The sequence below is a fragment of the Undibacterium sp. SXout20W genome (assembly GCF_049340285.1).
GTDB lineage: Bacteria > Pseudomonadota > Gammaproteobacteria > Burkholderiales > Burkholderiaceae_D > Undibacterium.
In genome coordinates this window covers 124381-140904 of the sequence record NZ_JBMPPH010000005.1, presented here as the reverse complement: position 1 = coordinate 140904, position 16524 = coordinate 124381, and the positions used below count along the sequence as shown (strand labels likewise).

13 protein-coding genes are annotated in these 16524 nt (G+C 45.1%); 3 read left to right on the top strand and 10 right to left on the bottom strand.

Annotation, left to right across the window (positions count from 1 at the left end):
* Positions 1–318 precede the first annotated feature (318 nt).
* Positions 319–909, bottom strand: a complete 591-nt coding sequence (locus tag ACO0K1_RS05000) for a hypothetical protein (protein WP_423023306.1) — start codon at positions 907–909, stop codon at positions 319–321.
* Between the two features lie 291 nt (positions 910–1200).
* Here ACO0K1_RS05000 and ACO0K1_RS04995 point away from each other — a divergent pair, with 291 nt between their 5' ends.
* Positions 1201–2502, top strand: coding sequence for an MFS transporter (locus tag ACO0K1_RS04995; protein ID WP_423023304.1), 1302 nt, complete (start codon positions 1201–1203; stop codon positions 2500–2502).
* 30 nt (positions 2503–2532) lie between these two features.
* Here the strand turns inward: ACO0K1_RS04995 and ACO0K1_RS04990 are convergent, their stop codons facing one another.
* The gene (locus ACO0K1_RS04990) at positions 2533–3168 is read right to left on the bottom strand and encodes an ABC transporter ATP-binding protein (RefSeq protein ID WP_423023302.1); all 636 of its coding nucleotides are present in this window, start codon (positions 3166–3168) and stop codon (positions 2533–2535) included.
* Between the two features lie 208 nt (positions 3169–3376).
* Between ACO0K1_RS04990 and ACO0K1_RS04985 the strand changes: the two genes are divergently transcribed.
* Together ACO0K1_RS04985 and ACO0K1_RS04980 are read left to right on the top strand one after the other, a co-directional pair.
* Positions 3377–4684, top strand: a complete 1308-nt coding sequence (locus ACO0K1_RS04985) for an HD-GYP domain-containing protein (RefSeq protein ID WP_423023301.1) — start codon at positions 3377–3379, stop codon at positions 4682–4684.
* Between the two features lie 44 nt (positions 4685–4728).
* Positions 4729–6654, top strand: coding sequence for a PAS domain-containing sensor histidine kinase (locus tag ACO0K1_RS04980; protein WP_423023300.1), 1926 nt, complete (start codon positions 4729–4731; stop codon positions 6652–6654).
* Between the two features lie 4 nt (positions 6655–6658).
* Here ACO0K1_RS04980 and ACO0K1_RS04975 read toward each other — a convergent pair whose 3' ends face one another.
* From ACO0K1_RS04975 to ACO0K1_RS04940, 8 genes are all read right to left on the bottom strand, one after another.
* The gene (locus ACO0K1_RS04975) at positions 6659–7345 is read right to left on the bottom strand and encodes a VIT1/CCC1 transporter family protein (RefSeq protein ID WP_423023299.1); all 687 of its coding nucleotides are present in this window, start codon (positions 7343–7345) and stop codon (positions 6659–6661) included.
* A gap of 167 nt (positions 7346–7512) precedes the next feature.
* A complete protein-coding gene (locus ACO0K1_RS04970; RefSeq protein WP_423023297.1) occupies positions 7513–9177 on the bottom strand; it encodes a tetratricopeptide repeat protein in 1665 nt (554 codons plus the stop codon).
* 17 nt (positions 9178–9194) lie between these two features.
* Complete coding sequence (locus ACO0K1_RS04965; protein ID WP_423023295.1) at positions 9195–9488, bottom strand: hypothetical protein; 294 nt, start codon at positions 9486–9488, stop codon at positions 9195–9197.
* Between the two features lie 273 nt (positions 9489–9761).
* Complete coding sequence (locus ACO0K1_RS04960) at positions 9762–10205, bottom strand: acyl-CoA thioesterase (RefSeq protein WP_423023293.1); 444 nt, start codon at positions 10203–10205, stop codon at positions 9762–9764.
* Positions 10206–10255: 50 nt separating this feature from the next.
* Positions 10256–10633: a RidA family protein gene (locus ACO0K1_RS04955; protein WP_423023291.1), complete on the bottom strand. Its 378-nt coding sequence runs from the start codon at positions 10631–10633 to the stop codon at positions 10256–10258.
* A 24-nt stretch (positions 10634–10657) separates the two neighbouring features.
* Entirely contained in the window at positions 10658–12202 is a 1545-nt protein-coding gene (locus tag ACO0K1_RS04950) for an efflux transporter outer membrane subunit (RefSeq protein WP_423023289.1), read from the bottom strand.
* Positions 12202–15294, bottom strand: coding sequence for an efflux RND transporter permease subunit (locus ACO0K1_RS04945; RefSeq protein ID WP_423023287.1), 3093 nt, complete (start codon positions 15292–15294; stop codon positions 12202–12204). Before ACO0K1_RS04945 ends, ACO0K1_RS04950 begins: the two co-directional genes overlap by 1 nt.
* Positions 15287–16483 carry an efflux RND transporter periplasmic adaptor subunit gene (locus tag ACO0K1_RS04940; RefSeq protein WP_423023285.1) on the bottom strand — a complete coding sequence of 399 codons (1197 nt, stop codon included), beginning with the start codon at positions 16481–16483 and terminating at the stop codon, positions 15287–15289. Before ACO0K1_RS04940 ends, ACO0K1_RS04945 begins: the two co-directional genes overlap by 8 nt.
* Positions 16484–16524 lie beyond the last annotated feature (41 nt).

The following is a 16524-nucleotide window of genomic DNA, read 5'->3' as shown; positions in this document are numbered from 1 at the left end:
ATGCCAGTATTACCTTCCACCATTTGCCAACAAAGCCGGCGTAACGGAAGAGTTTAAATACATCAACTGGTAACTATCCAATACGGTACTGTTCGAATAAATGGAAAGTGTCACTGGTTTGCAATGAGCTTAGTCTTAGACTAAGCAAAGTTCGACGACATATCTGGATGGAGAAAAATCGTTAGTACGATCATGCGTCGGTGGGAATATTGTTCTGTGGTGCCTGACTCGTTTCGTACCTGTGATCGTAGACTTAGGTGAAATTCTCGAGCAAGTGTTGACATTCACAGAGGAATCGTTGAGTACAAGTCCTTGACCTCAAGCAGTGGTAGAGATGTTACTAACGATTGCCTGATTGAGATTATCTTGTCCCAGGGTTGCAGCGGCTGAAGGGTTGTTTTTCAGTGCTGTTGCCCAGTTTGATGTCAGGTCAACAGAGCTGTTGTTATTGGATATGTTACTAATTGCACTATAGAGGGCAGCGTTAGGATTAGTCGTTGCGTTAGCCGACGAATTGATGCTGTTTAAAATTGTCTGGTCTTGCGTTGCTTGCTGTGAGGCATTTGTCGATGTTGTGTAGGTGGTGGATTGAGTAGCGGAGTCAGAATTTGTACTGGCGCTCGAAGTGCTGGCAGGCAAACCCGCACTGTTAAATGAACTCAACAGACCTGCAGCAGAATAAGTCTGTGCAGATGATTGGTCGCCGTTGAGTAATGAGACAATGCTTGATTCAGAGGCGAGGGTGACCGCAGAACTAACTAAGCCAAGACTTGCCGTCGATGATATCGACGCTGGCGCATTATTTGTTACCGTTGACGTGGCCGTGCTTGGCGTTGTCGCAGAATTAACGCCAGGCGTATGACTATTTGTACTGTTTTGTGATGTTGTTGGTATGGAAGTAAGCGACATATACAATTCCCCTTGTCTGCTTAAATTATCGGCAGCTTTTTACCCGACTTTAGTTATTTTTTTGATTTTTTGATTTTTCTGGGATTGATACAACGTTTCTGAATGAATTTTATTTGTGTGCGACAACACGAGTTTTGCACGAGAGCGGTGTGTGTATCGATAAATTCCAGATGTGGTAAGTTACGTTTTTATATTAAATACGGCTTGAATAGTGCTCAATGTCTTACAACATCACTGATTGTCACTAAACTTGCTTTGCTAGGCTGATGAACTCGTTGAAAGTATGTGAATATGAATGAATTTGCAAAGGCAGTTTCCCGGCGAATCCCCTTTAATTATGTGTGGATTATCGTCGGCATTGTTTTCTTGGCATTGCTGTCTGCTGCCGGCATCAGGGCAACACCTGCGATTATGATCTTGCCCTTAGAGCATGAATTTGGATGGAGTCGTACGACGATATCGTTGGTGATTTCGATCAATATTGCTTTATACGGACTGATCGGTCCATTTTCGGCCGCTGCAATGCAAAGCTATGGTATACGACGGATGGTTCTTGGAGCGATGGCATTGTTGGCGGTGGGCACTTTTCTCAGTACTTTTATGACCATGCCTTGGCACATGATGGTGGCTTGGGGCGTCGTCGTTGGTGCCGGTAGTGGTGTTGTTGCAAACACGTTGGCGGCAACGATCGTTGGTCGATGGTTTGAAACACGTCGTGGCCTTGCGATGGGGATTTTGACCGCCAGTGCTGCGACCGGGCAAATGGTCTTTTTGCCTCTCATGGCATATATGGTTGATCATGTTGGCTGGCGTCCTGTGGCTTTAATGGTTTCAACTGTTGCCGCACTTGCTATTCCTGTGGTGGCGCTATTTTTGCCTGAGCGGCCTGAAGATATTGGTTTGAAACGTTACGGTCAAATTGATGAAGTGCAGCAAAGCTCGATGACCGGCGGCAACCCTTTCATCGCCGCGATCAGTGCTTTAAAGCGTGCTGTCGGCATTCGTGATTTTTGGCTATTATTTTTTAGCTTTTTTGTATGTGGGATGAGTACGAATGGCTACATCGGCGCTCATTTTATTGCCATGTGTAATGATTACGGGATCTTAGCGGTCGGTGGAGCTAGTATTTTAGCAACCATGGGTGTTTTAGATTTGGTTGGAACCACTTTATCTGGGTGGTTGTCTGATCGCTACAATGCCCGCGTTTTGTTATTTTGGTACTATGGATTGCGTGGTATCGCATTAATTTTCCTGCCACAGGCTTTTGGTCTCAGCTATTTTGGTTTGCCGATTTTTGCCGTTATTTATGGCTTGGATTGGATAGCCACCGTTCCGCCAACAGTTCGATTGGCAAACGATATTTTTGGACGGGCAGCAGCACCGATCATTTTTGGTTGGGTAGTCGTTGGACATCAATTGGGCGCGGCAAGTGCGGCCTTGTTGGCGGGTTATATGCGCAACAGCTTGGGTAATTATGTTCTGTCGTCGATGTTGATGGGTGGAGCTTGTATTATTGCTGCGATCATGGTGTTACGTATTCACGGACAAAAACACGACAGTGACGGCCCTGCAAATGTATCTTTAGCAAGTTAAATCGGTTTGGTGGTCGGAAGGTCTTGGATGCTAAAGGACGTTGGCACCAAGATCGATAGTGTGTAGATTTTCCAAGGCTTCAAGTTGATGATAGGTCGATATGATCCATGCTTGCCGTGACTCTGCTAACGTGCGGTTTAATGCAGTGATAAAGAATTGTATCGATAGTTTGTCGACGCCAGCAAAGGCGTCGTCAAGCAAGGTGATTGTGCAGCCTGATGATAAGGCCGCCGCCAGCCACACTTTTCGTTTCGTGCCGGTTGAGAGCATGAAAAACTGTTTCTCAAGATGTGCATCAAGAGCGAGTCCCGCAATTGCTTCTTCCAGTATTTGCTGACTGAAATTTTGGTAAGAGCTTGCTAAGCTCGCAAGGTAGTCCTTCACAAGGATATTGTCGATTTGATCGTTGTGCGCATCCACCCAGAATACGTGGTTCAAATAGACGTGAGGATCGCTGACAACCTTGTTTGCATTAACAACGATTTGACCGCTTTGCATTGGTAAAACACCCGCCAGAAGTTGAAGGAAACTAGTTTTCCCACAACCATCATCCCCCGTAATTATCGTAACGCCCGCATTAATGTCTACTGAAAAATCCTTAAATAACTCTCTTTGCGGATAATGAAAGTTTAAATTTTTAACATTCAGGAGAGGGGTCGATGACATGCTTTGCGATATGATTGACGTAAACGTAGCGATTATACCTAGACCGTGACAAAGTTGAGATTGCTTTAGCGAGGATAATTCGATTTGAAATTAATACTAAAAGCTTGCATTGTTATTCGCGGATAGTTAAAGTAAAAAATATTGTGGGGAAGCAAAATATAATAGACGAGAAGTGGGAACAGTCGTAATTAACCAGTGTTTTTGAACTATGCCCGATGATACACAGCTAATTGAGATTGAAAAAGTTCGAATCGGCATGTTTGTGAAGCTTGATTTAAGCTGGTTTGAGCATTCATTTCCAATGAGCTCATTCAAGATTACTAACCAACAACAAATTACTGATTTACTGGCCTTAAAGCTGAAGCACGTCCGTTATATCCCATCCAAATCAGATCTGATCAAGGCCGCGGCGCCTCCGACGTACAACAGTAATTCATCCTCAGTCGCCCAAGCGCAGGATGCAAAAGTGTACGACACGATCATTGAGGCGAAACAGGCTCGCTATGAAAGGCTGATCAAACAACGTGCTGAAATCGCTGCTTGCGAAGAAAAATTCGTGCGTGCTGCGACAGTTGTGCGAGACATCAATAAACAGATTTTTTCTCGGCCTAAAGAAACAGTGCAGGAAGCACAGAAGTTAGTTGATAGCATTGCTGAAATTTTTTCCCATGAAAACGATGCGGTGATGCATCTCATTCAGCAGGGTGGCAATAGTGAAGATGTATATTTCCATACTCTCAATGTCTCTGTTTTGGCAATGATGCTGGCTAATGAAATGAAATGTAATGCGTCGCAACTCAAAGAGATCGGCATTGCTGCATTGTTTCATGATATTGGCAAAGTTAATGTGCCTGACAAAATTCTGAGTAAGACTGAGCCACTGACTAAACCAGAACAGAATTTTTTTGAATTACATACCCAATACGGCGTTGAAATTGCCGAAAAAGCGGAACTATCAGCAGTTATTTTGGACGTGATTGGTAATCATCATGAATTGATGGATGGTACGGGCTATCCGCGAAAGTTAAAAGGTGGCGAGTTAAGTCTGCCGACGCGAATACTTAGTGTCGCAAACGTTTACGATAATCTCTGTAATCCAAATGATATACGTAACGCCATGACGCCACACGAAGCCTTGTCCTTTATGTATGCACATAAGCGCGGGCAATTTGATCCGTCGGTGATTGCGACAATGATTAAGAGTCTTGGTGTTTACCCACCTGGTACCATCGTTAAATTATCGAATGAAGTCATCGGGCTCGTGATGAATGTGAACATCGGTAAACCATTGCGACCCTGCGTATTGGTTTACGATTCCGAAATACCTAAAGAGTCGGCGATTATTTTGGATTTATCGGCAGAATCTAAGGATTTGAATATTAGCAGTAGTATCAGGCCAGGCGTCTTGCCGCGGATGATTTTTGAATATTTAAATCCGAGGAAGCACGTTAATTATTACGTTGAGCGAAAAAATAAAGCTGCTTCAGGGCAGTCTTCGCCGTCTAACACGCAGTGAAAACGAAGTCTGATCACTATGCTTAATGACTATGCTTAATCACCATGCCTAAGCACGACCACGATCCACAGCACAAAAACCTATTTGATCATGGTTTGCTTCATCACGTTATCGATTACTCGCGCGAGGCGGTTATTGTCGTTTCGTCAGATGATTTAATGATCCATGAAGTCGATCAAAAGACTTGCGCAATGCTTGGTTACACGCGAAACGAATTGTTGGGAAGGGATCTGACGCTGATAGAGTGTTCGTTACAAGATCTCTTTTTTTGGGATGATATTCGTCAAACACCTGCTTTTTCAGATGCCCGAATTGCGGAAAGTGAATGGCTGACGAGGGATGGCAGGGTTATTCCGGTAGAAAAACGTGTTAGCAGCTTTCAGCATGACAATCAGGTATTTTGGGTTCTTCATGCCGAAGATATCACTACACGATTACAGGTCAATGAGGAGCAGATTCATCTCGCCGCACAATTGCAGAGCTCATTAGAGGCCACGGCGGAAGGAATTATGTCAGTCGATCTGCGCGGCAATATCGTCAATATGAATCGCCAATTCATTGCAATGTGGGATTTTCCGGAAGATCTTTTAGTGAGCAGAAATGTCGACTCACTTATTCAATTTATGCAATCCAATTGTGTCAATGCAGGAGACTTTGGCAACAGTTTGCAGCAATTTAAGAATGATCCAGATATTGAAACTGAAAATCAGGTTTGTTTAAACGATGGCAGATATTTTGACGTTGTTTCAAAACCTGAATTTTATCGCGATCAGCTCATAGGGCGACTATTTAGTGTGCGCGACATCACTGAAATGAAGCAAGTGGAAAATAATCTTGTGGAGATGCGCGACATTGCCGAGTTGGCAAACCAGAAAAATTCAAAGATGCTTGATGCGGTGCGGATTAGTGAATCGCGATTACGTCGGTTAGTTAATTCCAGCTTGGTTGGCATTATTGAAGGGCGGGATTCCGGCGTTTTGGTAGAGGCAAACAAGGTGTTATTGCAGTTGCTCGGCTATGGACGTAGTGAACTTGAAGATGGGCGCCTTAATTTTTACTCAATGATGCCGGAGTCCTACCATTCGGCCTATAGAGCAGCACTCTCTGAAGTTGAATTGAGTATGCAGGCCATGCCATTCGAGTCAGAGTTGATCAGTGTCGACGGCAAAGCGATCCCCGTTATGATTGGGTTGGCACGATTAGATGGATCGGAAAATGAATGGGTTGGATTTGTACTTGATTTAACTGAACAGAAGAAAGCGGACAAAATTAAGTCAGAATTTATCGCTGTTGTTAGTCATGAATTACGCACGCAACTGACCTCTATTCGCGGTGCGCTAGGACTGTTAGAGCACAACGTAGGGCCGGATTTTCCTCCAAAGTTATTGCAATTATTAAAAATCGCGCATAAAAATAGCCAACGCTTGGGTGTATTGGTGAATGATCTTTTGGATATCGAAAAGCTGGTCTCCGGGAAAATGGATATCAGCATGGACAGGATAGATCTGATCAAATTGACGCAACAAGCAATCGAGGCAAATAGCGCTTATGCGCAACAATTTGGAGTGCGCTACCAATTTACTGAGCATCCACAAAATGCGTGGGCAATTTGTGATGCCGACAGGGTCATGCAAGTGTTTGCTAATTTAATGTCGAATGCGGCAAAATTTTCACATGCAGGTGGAACGGTATTTGTACGGATATTTGACCTGTCAGAAATGTTTAAAATTGAAGTCGAAGATAAGGGGCAAGGTATTCCTGGTGATTTTCGGGATCGTGTATTTTTAAAATTTGCACAAGCTGATGGGGGTAACACAAGAAAACAGGGAGGAACGGGCTTGGGCCTCAATATCTCAAAAACCTTCGTTGAAAAAATGGGGGGAGAAATTGGGTTTGAGAGCACCGAAGGGGAGGGTAGTACGTTCTGGTTTACATTGACGGCAGGCGTAAGGCGTAGAAGTGAAAGTTAAGCTATTAGACGAGAATTCCAAATAGCTTGCCAGCCAGGCCAGTAACTGCCAATACTAACGCACCCCATACGAACACACGAATGGCACCGCGTTGCACAGATGCGCCGCCGGTATAGGCTGCAATGGCTCCAAGGATGGCAAGAAAGCTTAGCGATATGATTGTTATTATCATGATCAACATAGTCTTTGGTGCCAGAATGGCGGCTAGAAGCGGAATAATGCCCCCCATCAAAAAACTGAATGCAGACGCAACCGCTGCTTGCAACGGGCGAGCAGCTAAAGCATCCGTGATGCCGATTTCGTCTCTTGCGTGCGCGCCAAGCGCATCTTTCTCCATTAATTGTTGCGCCACCTTACTCGCCAATATAGGTTCTACGCCGCGCGCAATATAGATGTCACGAAGCTCGGCATGTTCCTCATCAAATTGATTTTTCAGGGAGAGCTGCTCCAGATCCAGATCCGCTCTTTCTGTGTCGGCTTGTGAGCTGACTGAAACATATTCTCCCGCTGCCATGGAAAGTGCGCCACCAATAAGACCTGCGAACCCAGCGACCGCCAAATTGTGTGTGTTAACTTCTGCCGCAGCTATTCCGAGAAGTAAGCTAGAGATCGATAATATGCCATCATTTGCACCTAAGACCGCTGCTCTTAGCCAACCAGTTTTATGGGTGTGGTGCGTATGCGATGTCATCGTAGTCTCTGCAGAAACCTTCGAATTTCGTGTTGATATTATTCGTTAGTTTTTCTGGTGCCGGTTATTGGTTATTGGTTATTGGTTGTTGATTATTTGTTGCTAGTTAATAGAGCTTAAAGAAAAATCGAACAAGTGGAACTTACTAAAAGGTCTTTTGCTTAACTTTATTGAACAGAATCACTAACGATAAATAACTCTAGTTCTTCAGTAATTGGCGTCACGACAGAATTCCAATCGCCTTGTGCTTTTTGTCGAAATAATTTGACCGTTGGATACCAAGGACTGCGATCGGTATCGATCATCCAACGCCAGTCAGGGCAAAATGGAAGCATCACCCAGGTCGGTTTGCCCATTGCTGCCGCAAGATGGAGGATCGATGTGTCGACAGAAATGACCAGATCAACTAAGTCTATCAGTGCGGCTGTATCGCTGAAGCTTTTAATTTCTGGTCGATGAAAAATGGCATTTTCCAGATCATTTATAAAATGATTGCTTTCTTCGTTAATATCTTTTTGCAGAACGACAAATTCTGCATCAGACTCGAAAATAGTTTTAAGTTGCTTTAGCGTCAGGGAGCGATTGTGATCGTTGGTGTGTTTGGGGTTTCCCGACCAGGTAATACCGATTCTTTTGGGACGCTGTCTGGCGCCCAATTTTTTATCCCAATTATCGACCAAAGCTGCATCGCTCTTTAAGTAAGGGATATCCGCAGGAATGTTCTTCACGGTAGTTCCGAATGCTAATGGCAAGCTCATTAAAGGGCAGTAATAATCGTGTGGGGGAACGACATCCCATTCATTGATGACATGCGTCACACCAGGGATTGACTTCAATTGTTGTAAAAGTTCGACCAAAGGCGTCAGAATCACAATAATGATGCCTTTTGCTCCAGCGTCAGAAACCAATTTGACGTATCGAATAAATTGTATGGCATCCCCATAGCCTTGCTCAGATGCCAGCATGATGGTTTTTCCCGATAGGCTTTCTAGCCCGCCCCACTTTTGACTAAATGTTTTGATTTTTCCTAAGCCTAAGCGATCTAATTGCCAACGGCATTCAAATTTTTTCCAGCCAATATCAAACTCACCTCGCAAGAGTCTGATGATTGCCTCATCAAATCGCGCCGAAATGTAATCGGGTTTAAGCGTTTGAGCACGTTCAAGTAAACGCAGTGCTTCATCGAAATGATTCATTGAAAGATGAACGGCTGCTTGGTTATAGCAGAGTTCAGGGCTTTCACCGGCTAAAGAAGATGATTTATCGAAACAAAGTAAGGCTTCTTCGGGGCGTTGCAAATAGGCGACGGTATTTCCCAAATGCATATAAAGGTCTGGGAAATCTGGGAATAACGCAATTCCTTTACGGGCCACTTCTTCTGCGTTTTGAAGTTTGCGCACCGAAAACAGTGCTAAACATAAATCCCTATACGCAAATGGTTGATTGGGATCTAATTCCAATGATTTCTCAAAAAGATGGATAGCATCTTCGGTATTATTTTCGCTCGCCTCAATTGTCCCAAGGAGATAGTAGGAATCTGCAATTTCTGGCGCTAGTTCAATTGCTTTTTTGAGATATGTTTCCGCTAATTTATATTGTTTAATACCGCAATAAATATGTCCACACATCACGTGGGCCTTTGCCATGCCGGGTTCTAATGCGATAGCCTTTTTGTATAACTCCAAGGCTTGCATCGTGTTTCCGGACCGGATAGCGGTGTCGGCGGCACTTTTGAATGCCAGACTATCGCTTTCAATTGCTAACGGTTGAATTGATGTTGGCGCGTTTTTTTGAGACGCTGAATTGAATATATTTTTTAAGAATGAAAACATGGTACGTAACCGCTTTCTCAGAGTCGCGTCATGATCATGTTCGTTATTTCATCTGCGAATTCACGATCAAAGCTGGCTTCTATCAGACGCCATTTCAAAGCATTTCCAAGCTGCGCCTTTTTGTAAATATTGAGCTTGTTGGTTTGTGCGAACGTATCAACTTGCGCTAATACCTTCACTAAGACCTCTTTACGCTTATGCATTAATTTATTTTTCTTCTGGGTCTGTTCCTGCGGCATTTTATCAATAATAAAATCAGCAAGGGAAATGCCAAAAGATTTTGCCGCTGAAGCATCAAACCAAGTAAACATAGTCAGGATTAATTAAAAAGGAATCATAAAAAGTTTGAATCGCCTACGCTGGATAGTATCAAACAGTAGCGTAAATGTGCGTCTATTACCGCACTGGATCCGTATAGAAGTGTCTTGATTTTACTACATCGAAGCGCAGCAAACGCATTGAATTGTCAAATGAGTGCGCTTTGCCCGGAGAAGATTCATTTAAAGTGAAAATTAAAGCCTGTCGTGTGAGCTGAAGTGAAAGATTAAGAGTAACCCAGCCGACTTTGAATTTAATTTTACTTTTTAGGTAAGTTTAGGCGTTAGCGCCGACAAATATTTTTCGCAAAATTCGGGTGGCATTCTTCGTGCTTTTCCCGTGCTTATTTCAATGCAAACCAGATCCCATTGGGCTCTGAAAATAACGGCTTGGTCAGCTTCACGAATTAATTGAAAGCGCCGACGCATGCTTAATTTTTCATCGGTTTCTGTCAACCATGTTCCTAAAATCAGGCTCTCACCCAGATTAGTAGGGAGCAGATAGTCGTATTCCGCATGTCGGATTGCCATAGCGCGGTCAAGACGCTTGTAGTCAACGAGACTGAGCCCGAGGCTTTCTGAGTGTGCCCAGCCTATCATTTCACACCATTGCACATAAACGGCGTTGTTGGTGTGATTGAGTCCGTCTATGTCCAGTTGATGTGGCATGCGTTGCAATGTGAACAGTTGCGGAAAATCCCAGTTGAGCATGGTTTTACTTTTGATGTCTGTTGTCTGTGAGTGCCATTCGCGCTGCCGGTTTAAATATTTGTTATATCTTTAACAATTGCTTGAACTTCAATTTCAAGTTTATACTCAGGGCGTATCAGCTTCGCACCAACGGTTGTCCTTGACGGTGTATGTCCTTGCGGTACCCAGTCGTCCCATACGGAATTCATTGCCGCATAGTCCCCGACTGAGGCCAAAAAGATGCGGGCAGAGACGATTGCAGTTTTGTCAGCGCCTTCTTTTTCTAATAGGCGATCGATGAACATTAAAATTTCACGTGTCTGGCCAGTGATATCCAGTGAAGTATTTTCAGCGACTTGTCCCGATAAATAGAGTAACTTTGCTTGCCCCAGATGGACAGCGGTCATCTCGCTGAAACGTGGGCCTACTTCATGTCTGACGATTTTCATTTGTTCTCCGTTATACCCAGTCTATCATGACGCTAATTTGGATTTGTCTGACGTCTCTTTTTTGTTCATCCATCCACCACCAAGCGATTGAATTAGTGCTACGGTATCAGATAAGCGATTTGCTTGCGCTTGCACTAACGCTGACTTGGCTTGTTGATACGTTTGCTCGGCGACCAATAAGCTTGCTGTGCTGATGTCACCCAGTGCAAATTGCTTACGTGCGATTGTTACGCTCTTTAAGCTAGCTTGCTCAGACTTATATGCAGCAGCATAGGCGTTGTTGTCATACTGTATCGCTTGTAGTGAATCAGCAACGTTTTGGAATGCCCCCAAGACAATAGAGCGGTATTGTGCCGCTGCCTGATCGTAGACTGCCTGCGCAACCGCTTGTTTATGTTTAAGCGCACCGCCGTCAAAAATTGGCTGCGTAATGTTGGCGGCAAGATTCCAAAATGCACCGCTAGCTTTGAACAGATCAGAGAAATTTTCAGCAGCCGAACCATAGCTGGTTGCGCCGATAGTAAAGTTAGGCAAACGATTGGCGATTGCCGCACCAATCGCTGCGCTGGCTGCATGCATTTGTTCTTCTGCTGCACGCACGTCTGGGCGTTGATCAATGAGTTTAGAAGGCAAACTCAGCGGTAACTCAGATGGCAATTGCAATTCATCTAATTCAAATGTTGCGACACCAGTTTCGTTAGGATAGCGTCCTGCAAGTGCGAGGATCAAATCGCGTTGAACAGACAATTGCTTTTCTAATGGCGGAAGTTGTGCCTCAGAGGCAGCCAGGGCAGCTTCTTGTGCTGCGAGATCTGCTTGACCAAGCTGACCTAATGTCAGTTGGCGTTCAAACATTTCCAGCAATTGTTTTTGGCTGCGAATGACTTCCTTCGTCGCACTTATTTGACCGCGCAACATTGCTTCTTGAATTGCAGCGTTAGTGATGTTACTTGCCAGAGTTAAGTAAGCTGCTTCGAGTTGTAGGCGTTGGTTTTCTTGTTGTGCCGATTCGGATTCCACTTGCCGTTTGTTGGCTCCAAAAACGTCGATGGTGTAGGAAACAGAAACTTCAGCAGTTTGCACGTTATAGTAAGTCGCCCCTGATGCCGCCGGGCTAGCAAGCGGTTTTGCGACGCGTTGACGGGTTGGTGAATAGGATGCAGACACGCTAGGAAAGAAGGCTGCTTCTTGTGCGGCTCTCGCTTCTTTTGCCGCACGCAAAGCGGCTTTCGCGGCGTCTATCGTTGGATTATTTTTTAAGCTGGCAATGACCAATTCATTGAGAGCCTGGTTATGGAAAAGCTCCCACCATTCAGCGGGAATATCACGCCCGGGTACCAATTTTTGGCTTTCAACTTTATTACCACTATTGCCGTCGGAAGAAGCTTTGACATCGTTGTTTGTCGTCGTTGCAAGGTAGGACTCGGGCAGTGTTTGCGCTGGACGTTGGTAGTCAGGCCCGACGGCGCAGCCACTTAAACTACCCACACCAGCCGTAAAAACTCCCAGCAAGGCAACGGAGAGCAGGGTGGGCTTCAATTTCATGAAAGGTAAAGATATCGTTTTCATTATCGGCTATGCCTCAAGATTTTACGTTCTCTGCCTTCGACAAAGCGCTCTAACGCAAAATAAAATGTCGGCAAAATAAATAAGGTCAACAGAGTGGAAATGATCAAACCGCCGACCACGACAGTTGCCAAATCGCGTTGGACGTCAGTACCAACGCCTGTTGCTAAGGCCGCTGGTAGCATGCCAAACGATGCTACGGTGGCGGTCATTAACACAGGGCGCAAACGTTCGGCGGCACCTTTAATGACAGTGTTGTGCAAATTAAGACCGCTTCCACGAACACGTCTGAAGTTAGCTACCATGATAATGCCGTTCTGAACAGAGACACCAAACAGGGCGATGAAACCAACAGCAGTTGCCACATTGAGTGTTTCACCTGTGAGATGAATCGCAATCAGGCCACCGAGCGCAGCCAGAGGCACAACACCAAGTACCAAAATAGCTTGGCGCAACTTGCCAAATTGGAAGAACAACAGCACGCCCATTACCAGCAAGACGATGCCGAGAATGACCGTCAGCCTTTCCTGTGCACGTTGTTGATTTTCGAATTGCCCAGCCCATTCAAGATGAACTTTTTCCTTGTTAAACTTCACTTCAGCATCGATACGCTTTTGCGCTTCAGCCAGGTAAGACGTCAGATCACGACCACGATTATCGATACGAACAGTCACTTGTCGCTCGTTAAATTCATGCGAGATCGTACTTTCGCCGCTTTGCATTTGTATAGTCGCTAATTGCGATAAAGGAATTTTTGCACCCGTAGAACTATTCAAAAACAAATTACCTAAAGATTCAATACTGGTTTTGCTTTCTTTGGGAAAACGGACCGTGACGTTGTACGTTCTATCTTCAACAAAAACTGGTGTCACTGGTGCGCCGCCAACACCGGTTTGTATCAGCGCAGAGATATCTTGCACATTGATACCAAATCGGGCGGCAGCTTCGCGATTGACTTTGATTGCTAGCTGCGGAATCGGTGGTTCCTGAAATAGGGAAGCAGAAGCGGTTCCTCTGATCGTTTGCAAAATATCGACAATTTGGTTACCAATCCGACGATTTTCTTTGAGATCTATGCCATAAACTCGCAATACTAATGGACTATGCGCGCCACCAATGGCATCGTTGACGCCATCAATAATCGGCTGGCTGATGCCGATAGAAAAACCGGGCATTTGAGCAAATCGCTTCGTGAGTTTTTCGATCAATTCTGCTTTATCTTCATGATCAGGCCATTCATCATAAGGCTTCAATCCCACAGGGACTTCAATGTGAGAAGGGGTCCAGGGATCTGTACCCTCATCACTGCGACCTAGTTGAGTCACCACATAAGAAACTTCTGGAAATTCACGTATGGTACGGCGCAATTCAGCTGCCATTTCATTGGATTTATCCAACGAAATGCCGGAAGGAAGCTGAACTTGTAACCACAACGCGCCTTCATCCAATTCTGGTAGAAATTCACGACCAGCACTTGCACCCAAAATAACCACTGCGACCAACGCGACTGCAGCAGCCCCGTACGCAATAAATGGCCGGTGCAATAAAAAATCCAAAGTCGAACTATATTTGTTTGTGAGCCATTCCAGCGGACGATTGTGAAATATTTTCTGTGGCTTGCGTAACGCGGCAAATGCCAAACCCGGGATAAGGACGAGGGAGCAAATCAGCGCACCCAATAGCGCATAGCCAACCGTATATGCCATCGGGGTAAATAGTTTGCCCTCAGCACGCTGGAATGCAAATAACGGCAAATATGCAGTAATAATAATTAACGTTGCAAAGAAAATCGGGCTGGAAACCTGACTTACCGTTTCTAAAATGTCTTCCTCATTGAGTTCAACGTCCGGATCTTCTTCGCGGCGCCGTAAAATTGCTTCCATCACGACAATGGCCCCATCGACAATAATGCCGAAGTCGATTGCCCCTAATGAGAACAAGTTAGCTGGCATTTTGGTTGCATACATGATGATGAACACGCTCACCAATGCAATCGGAATCGCCACCGCAGCGACGATAGCACTACGCGGGCTACCCAGGAACAGGATCAGGACAATACACACTAAACCGATACCTTCAATGACCGTATGCGAGACCTTGTGAACCGTCAATTTGACCAGCTCATCGCGATCAATGTAGGGGACGATTTTAATCCCCATCGGGGTCAGACGTTTTTGTAATTCTTCTACTTTGGCATGAACTTTTTCCAAAACTTTAGAAGGATTCTCATACTTCAGCATCAGAACGATACCTTCGATAGTGTCTGGATTGGTATCTTTACCTAAAATACCTTCGCGTTCCTGATGACCAAACTGGAGCTTACCTAAATCGCGAACAAGGACAGGAATGCCATTGCTTTGCGTAACAACGACGGCGCCCAGATCCTCCAACGAGTGCACTTGACCAATGCCACGCACAACGTAGCTTTGCTCGCCACGCGCAATGCGCCCACCGCCTGCATTGGAGGTATTGGCATTGATCGCATTGACCACGTCATTGAGAGCGACGTTATATCGTTGAAGTTGGCTTGGATCAAGCTCAAGTTGGAATTCTTTGGTGAAGCCACCGAAATTATTGACGTCCGCGATGCCCGGAACTTGTTTAAATGCCGGCGTCACTATCCATTTTTGAACTTCGGATAGTTCCATCAGATTTTTGGTGTCAGATTCCAGCGTATAACGATAGATTTCGCCTGCAGGGCTAGACATCGGCGCGAGAGAAGCTTGTACCCCGGGAGGTAAAGTTACCTGTGCAATTTTCTCATTCACACGCTGACGGGCAATAGTATCTTCAACGCCATCCTGAAAAACTAAGGTAATGAGTGAAAGAGCGAAAGTGCTGCTGGAGCGTGTGACTGAGACGCCCGGGGTATTGCTTAATGCTCGTTCGAGCGGGATTGTAACTTGTTGCTCAATTTCTTCTGCTGCCAGTCCTGGTACCTGGGTTGTGACTTGAACGGTCACATCGCTAATATCTGGATAAGCTTCAACCGCCATTTTCGTCCAGGATAAATAGCCATAAATACTCACCAATATCGCGATAACCCATGCCAGATGACGACGTCTGAAGCATAAAGCGATTAACTGATTAATCATTGAGCAGCACTCCTCCGCTGACGACAACTTTGTCGCCTGGGTTTAAGCCACTCAGTACGGCAGCGGAGTCTGGTTCTTCATTGCCAAGCGTGACTGTTTTGCGAACGAAGGTCCATGGTGCCACTTCAACAAACACGGTGATGCTATCGTTATTCATCAGTAGGGCAGAGGTCGGAACGCGGATTTGCTTTGCCTGTGGTACTAAAACCGAGACCGTCGCAAACATATTTGGTTTTAATAATCCGTCTTTATTATTAGCTTCAATTCGTGTCTTATTGCGGCGCGTATCCGGTTCAAGAATGGAGCTGATAATATCGACCTTTCCTTTAATAACTTTGTTTGGATAGGCAGCGAGACGAATATCGACAGCTTGGCCTTTTGAGATCGAATGCAGTTGTGACTCCGGAACGTTTGCTGTTACCCAGACTGAATCAAGGTTGGAGATCGTCATGATAGCGGCAGTCGCATCGTTAATGTAGGCACCTGGTGCGTTATTTATCGCAGTGATCGTACCTGATACTGGCGCCATGATATTTAATGTACGAGACTTTTCGGCGACTTTATCGACACCCAGGCTGCTGAGTCTTGTTTCGGCACGTTTTGCTTCAGCTGATGCTTGACTATAATTGCTTTGTAACTGTTCTATATCTTTGACTGAATTGGCCCCGGCGGCATTGACGCCTTTGCCCCGTGCTAATGCCAGACGTGCTAATTCCAACGCATCCTTCGCTTTGTCTAAATCTGAAAATGCTTGAGCAAGGTCGCCAGAACTAATCACCGCGACTATTTGGCCTTGCTTGACGACATCGCCAAGCCTCACTTTGACTTCCGAGAGGCGTCCAGTTAAAGGCGGCAAAACATTGACAGTTTTGCTTGGATTTGCCTCTACCGCAGCAGGGAAGTTAACGACGTGAGGAACATCTGCCATTGTTACCGGCGCGACTTTAAGCCGCGTCCGGAATGGTGATTTTTCAGGAACGATTAATTTTTCACCTGAGCGCACCAACATTGGCTCTGGCGTATTGGAAGTTTTGTTGCCATCTGCTCTTGCAGAAGAAATTGCTAATATTGAAACAATAGCGACAAGAAGTAATAATGTCATGCTGGCTAGCTTGACATGGTCAGAGCGACGACTTGAGACAAATAAGGATGTGATTTTTTTTATGCTTTTGATTGCAGTAATGGACATGCAATTACTCCTGTTTTAATAATTATCGTATTTGTCATTCT

What these genes read in the sequence shown, in the direction of transcription:
- ACO0K1_RS04985 (WP_423023301.1), top strand. Translation starts at nt 3,377, where the DNA reads ATGCCCGATGATACACAGCTAATTGAGATTGAAAAAGTTCGAATCGGC.
- ACO0K1_RS04970 (WP_423023297.1), bottom strand. Translation starts at nt 9,177, where the DNA reads ATGTTTTCATTCTTAAAAAATATATTCAATTCAGCGTCTCAAAAAAAC.
- ACO0K1_RS04980 (WP_423023300.1), top strand. Translation starts at nt 4,729, where the DNA reads ATGCCTAAGCACGACCACGATCCACAGCACAAAAACCTATTTGATCAT.
- ACO0K1_RS04995 (WP_423023304.1), top strand. Translation starts at nt 1,201, where the DNA reads ATGAATGAATTTGCAAAGGCAGTTTCCCGGCGAATCCCCTTTAATTAT.
- ACO0K1_RS04990 (WP_423023302.1), bottom strand. Translation starts at nt 3,168, where the DNA reads ATGTCATCGACCCCTCTCCTGAATGTTAAAAATTTAAACTTTCATTAT.
- ACO0K1_RS04950 (WP_423023289.1), bottom strand. Translation starts at nt 12,202, where the DNA reads ATGAAAACGATATCTTTACCTTTCATGAAATTGAAGCCCACCCTGCTC.
- ACO0K1_RS04940 (WP_423023285.1), bottom strand. Translation starts at nt 16,483, where the DNA reads ATGTCCATTACTGCAATCAAAAGCATAAAAAAAATCACATCCTTATTT.
- ACO0K1_RS04960 (WP_423023293.1), bottom strand. Translation starts at nt 10,205, where the DNA reads ATGCTCAACTGGGATTTTCCGCAACTGTTCACATTGCAACGCATGCCA.
- ACO0K1_RS04965 (WP_423023295.1), bottom strand. Translation starts at nt 9,488, where the DNA reads ATGTTTACTTGGTTTGATGCTTCAGCGGCAAAATCTTTTGGCATTTCC.
- ACO0K1_RS04975 (WP_423023299.1), bottom strand. Translation starts at nt 7,345, where the DNA reads ATGACATCGCATACGCACCACACCCATAAAACTGGTTGGCTAAGAGCA.
- ACO0K1_RS04945 (WP_423023287.1), bottom strand. Translation starts at nt 15,294, where the DNA reads ATGATTAATCAGTTAATCGCTTTATGCTTCAGACGTCGTCATCTGGCA.
- ACO0K1_RS05000 (WP_423023306.1), bottom strand. Translation starts at nt 909, where the DNA reads ATGTCGCTTACTTCCATACCAACAACATCACAAAACAGTACAAATAGT.
- ACO0K1_RS04955 (WP_423023291.1), bottom strand. Translation starts at nt 10,633, where the DNA reads ATGAAAATCGTCAGACATGAAGTAGGCCCACGTTTCAGCGAGATGACC.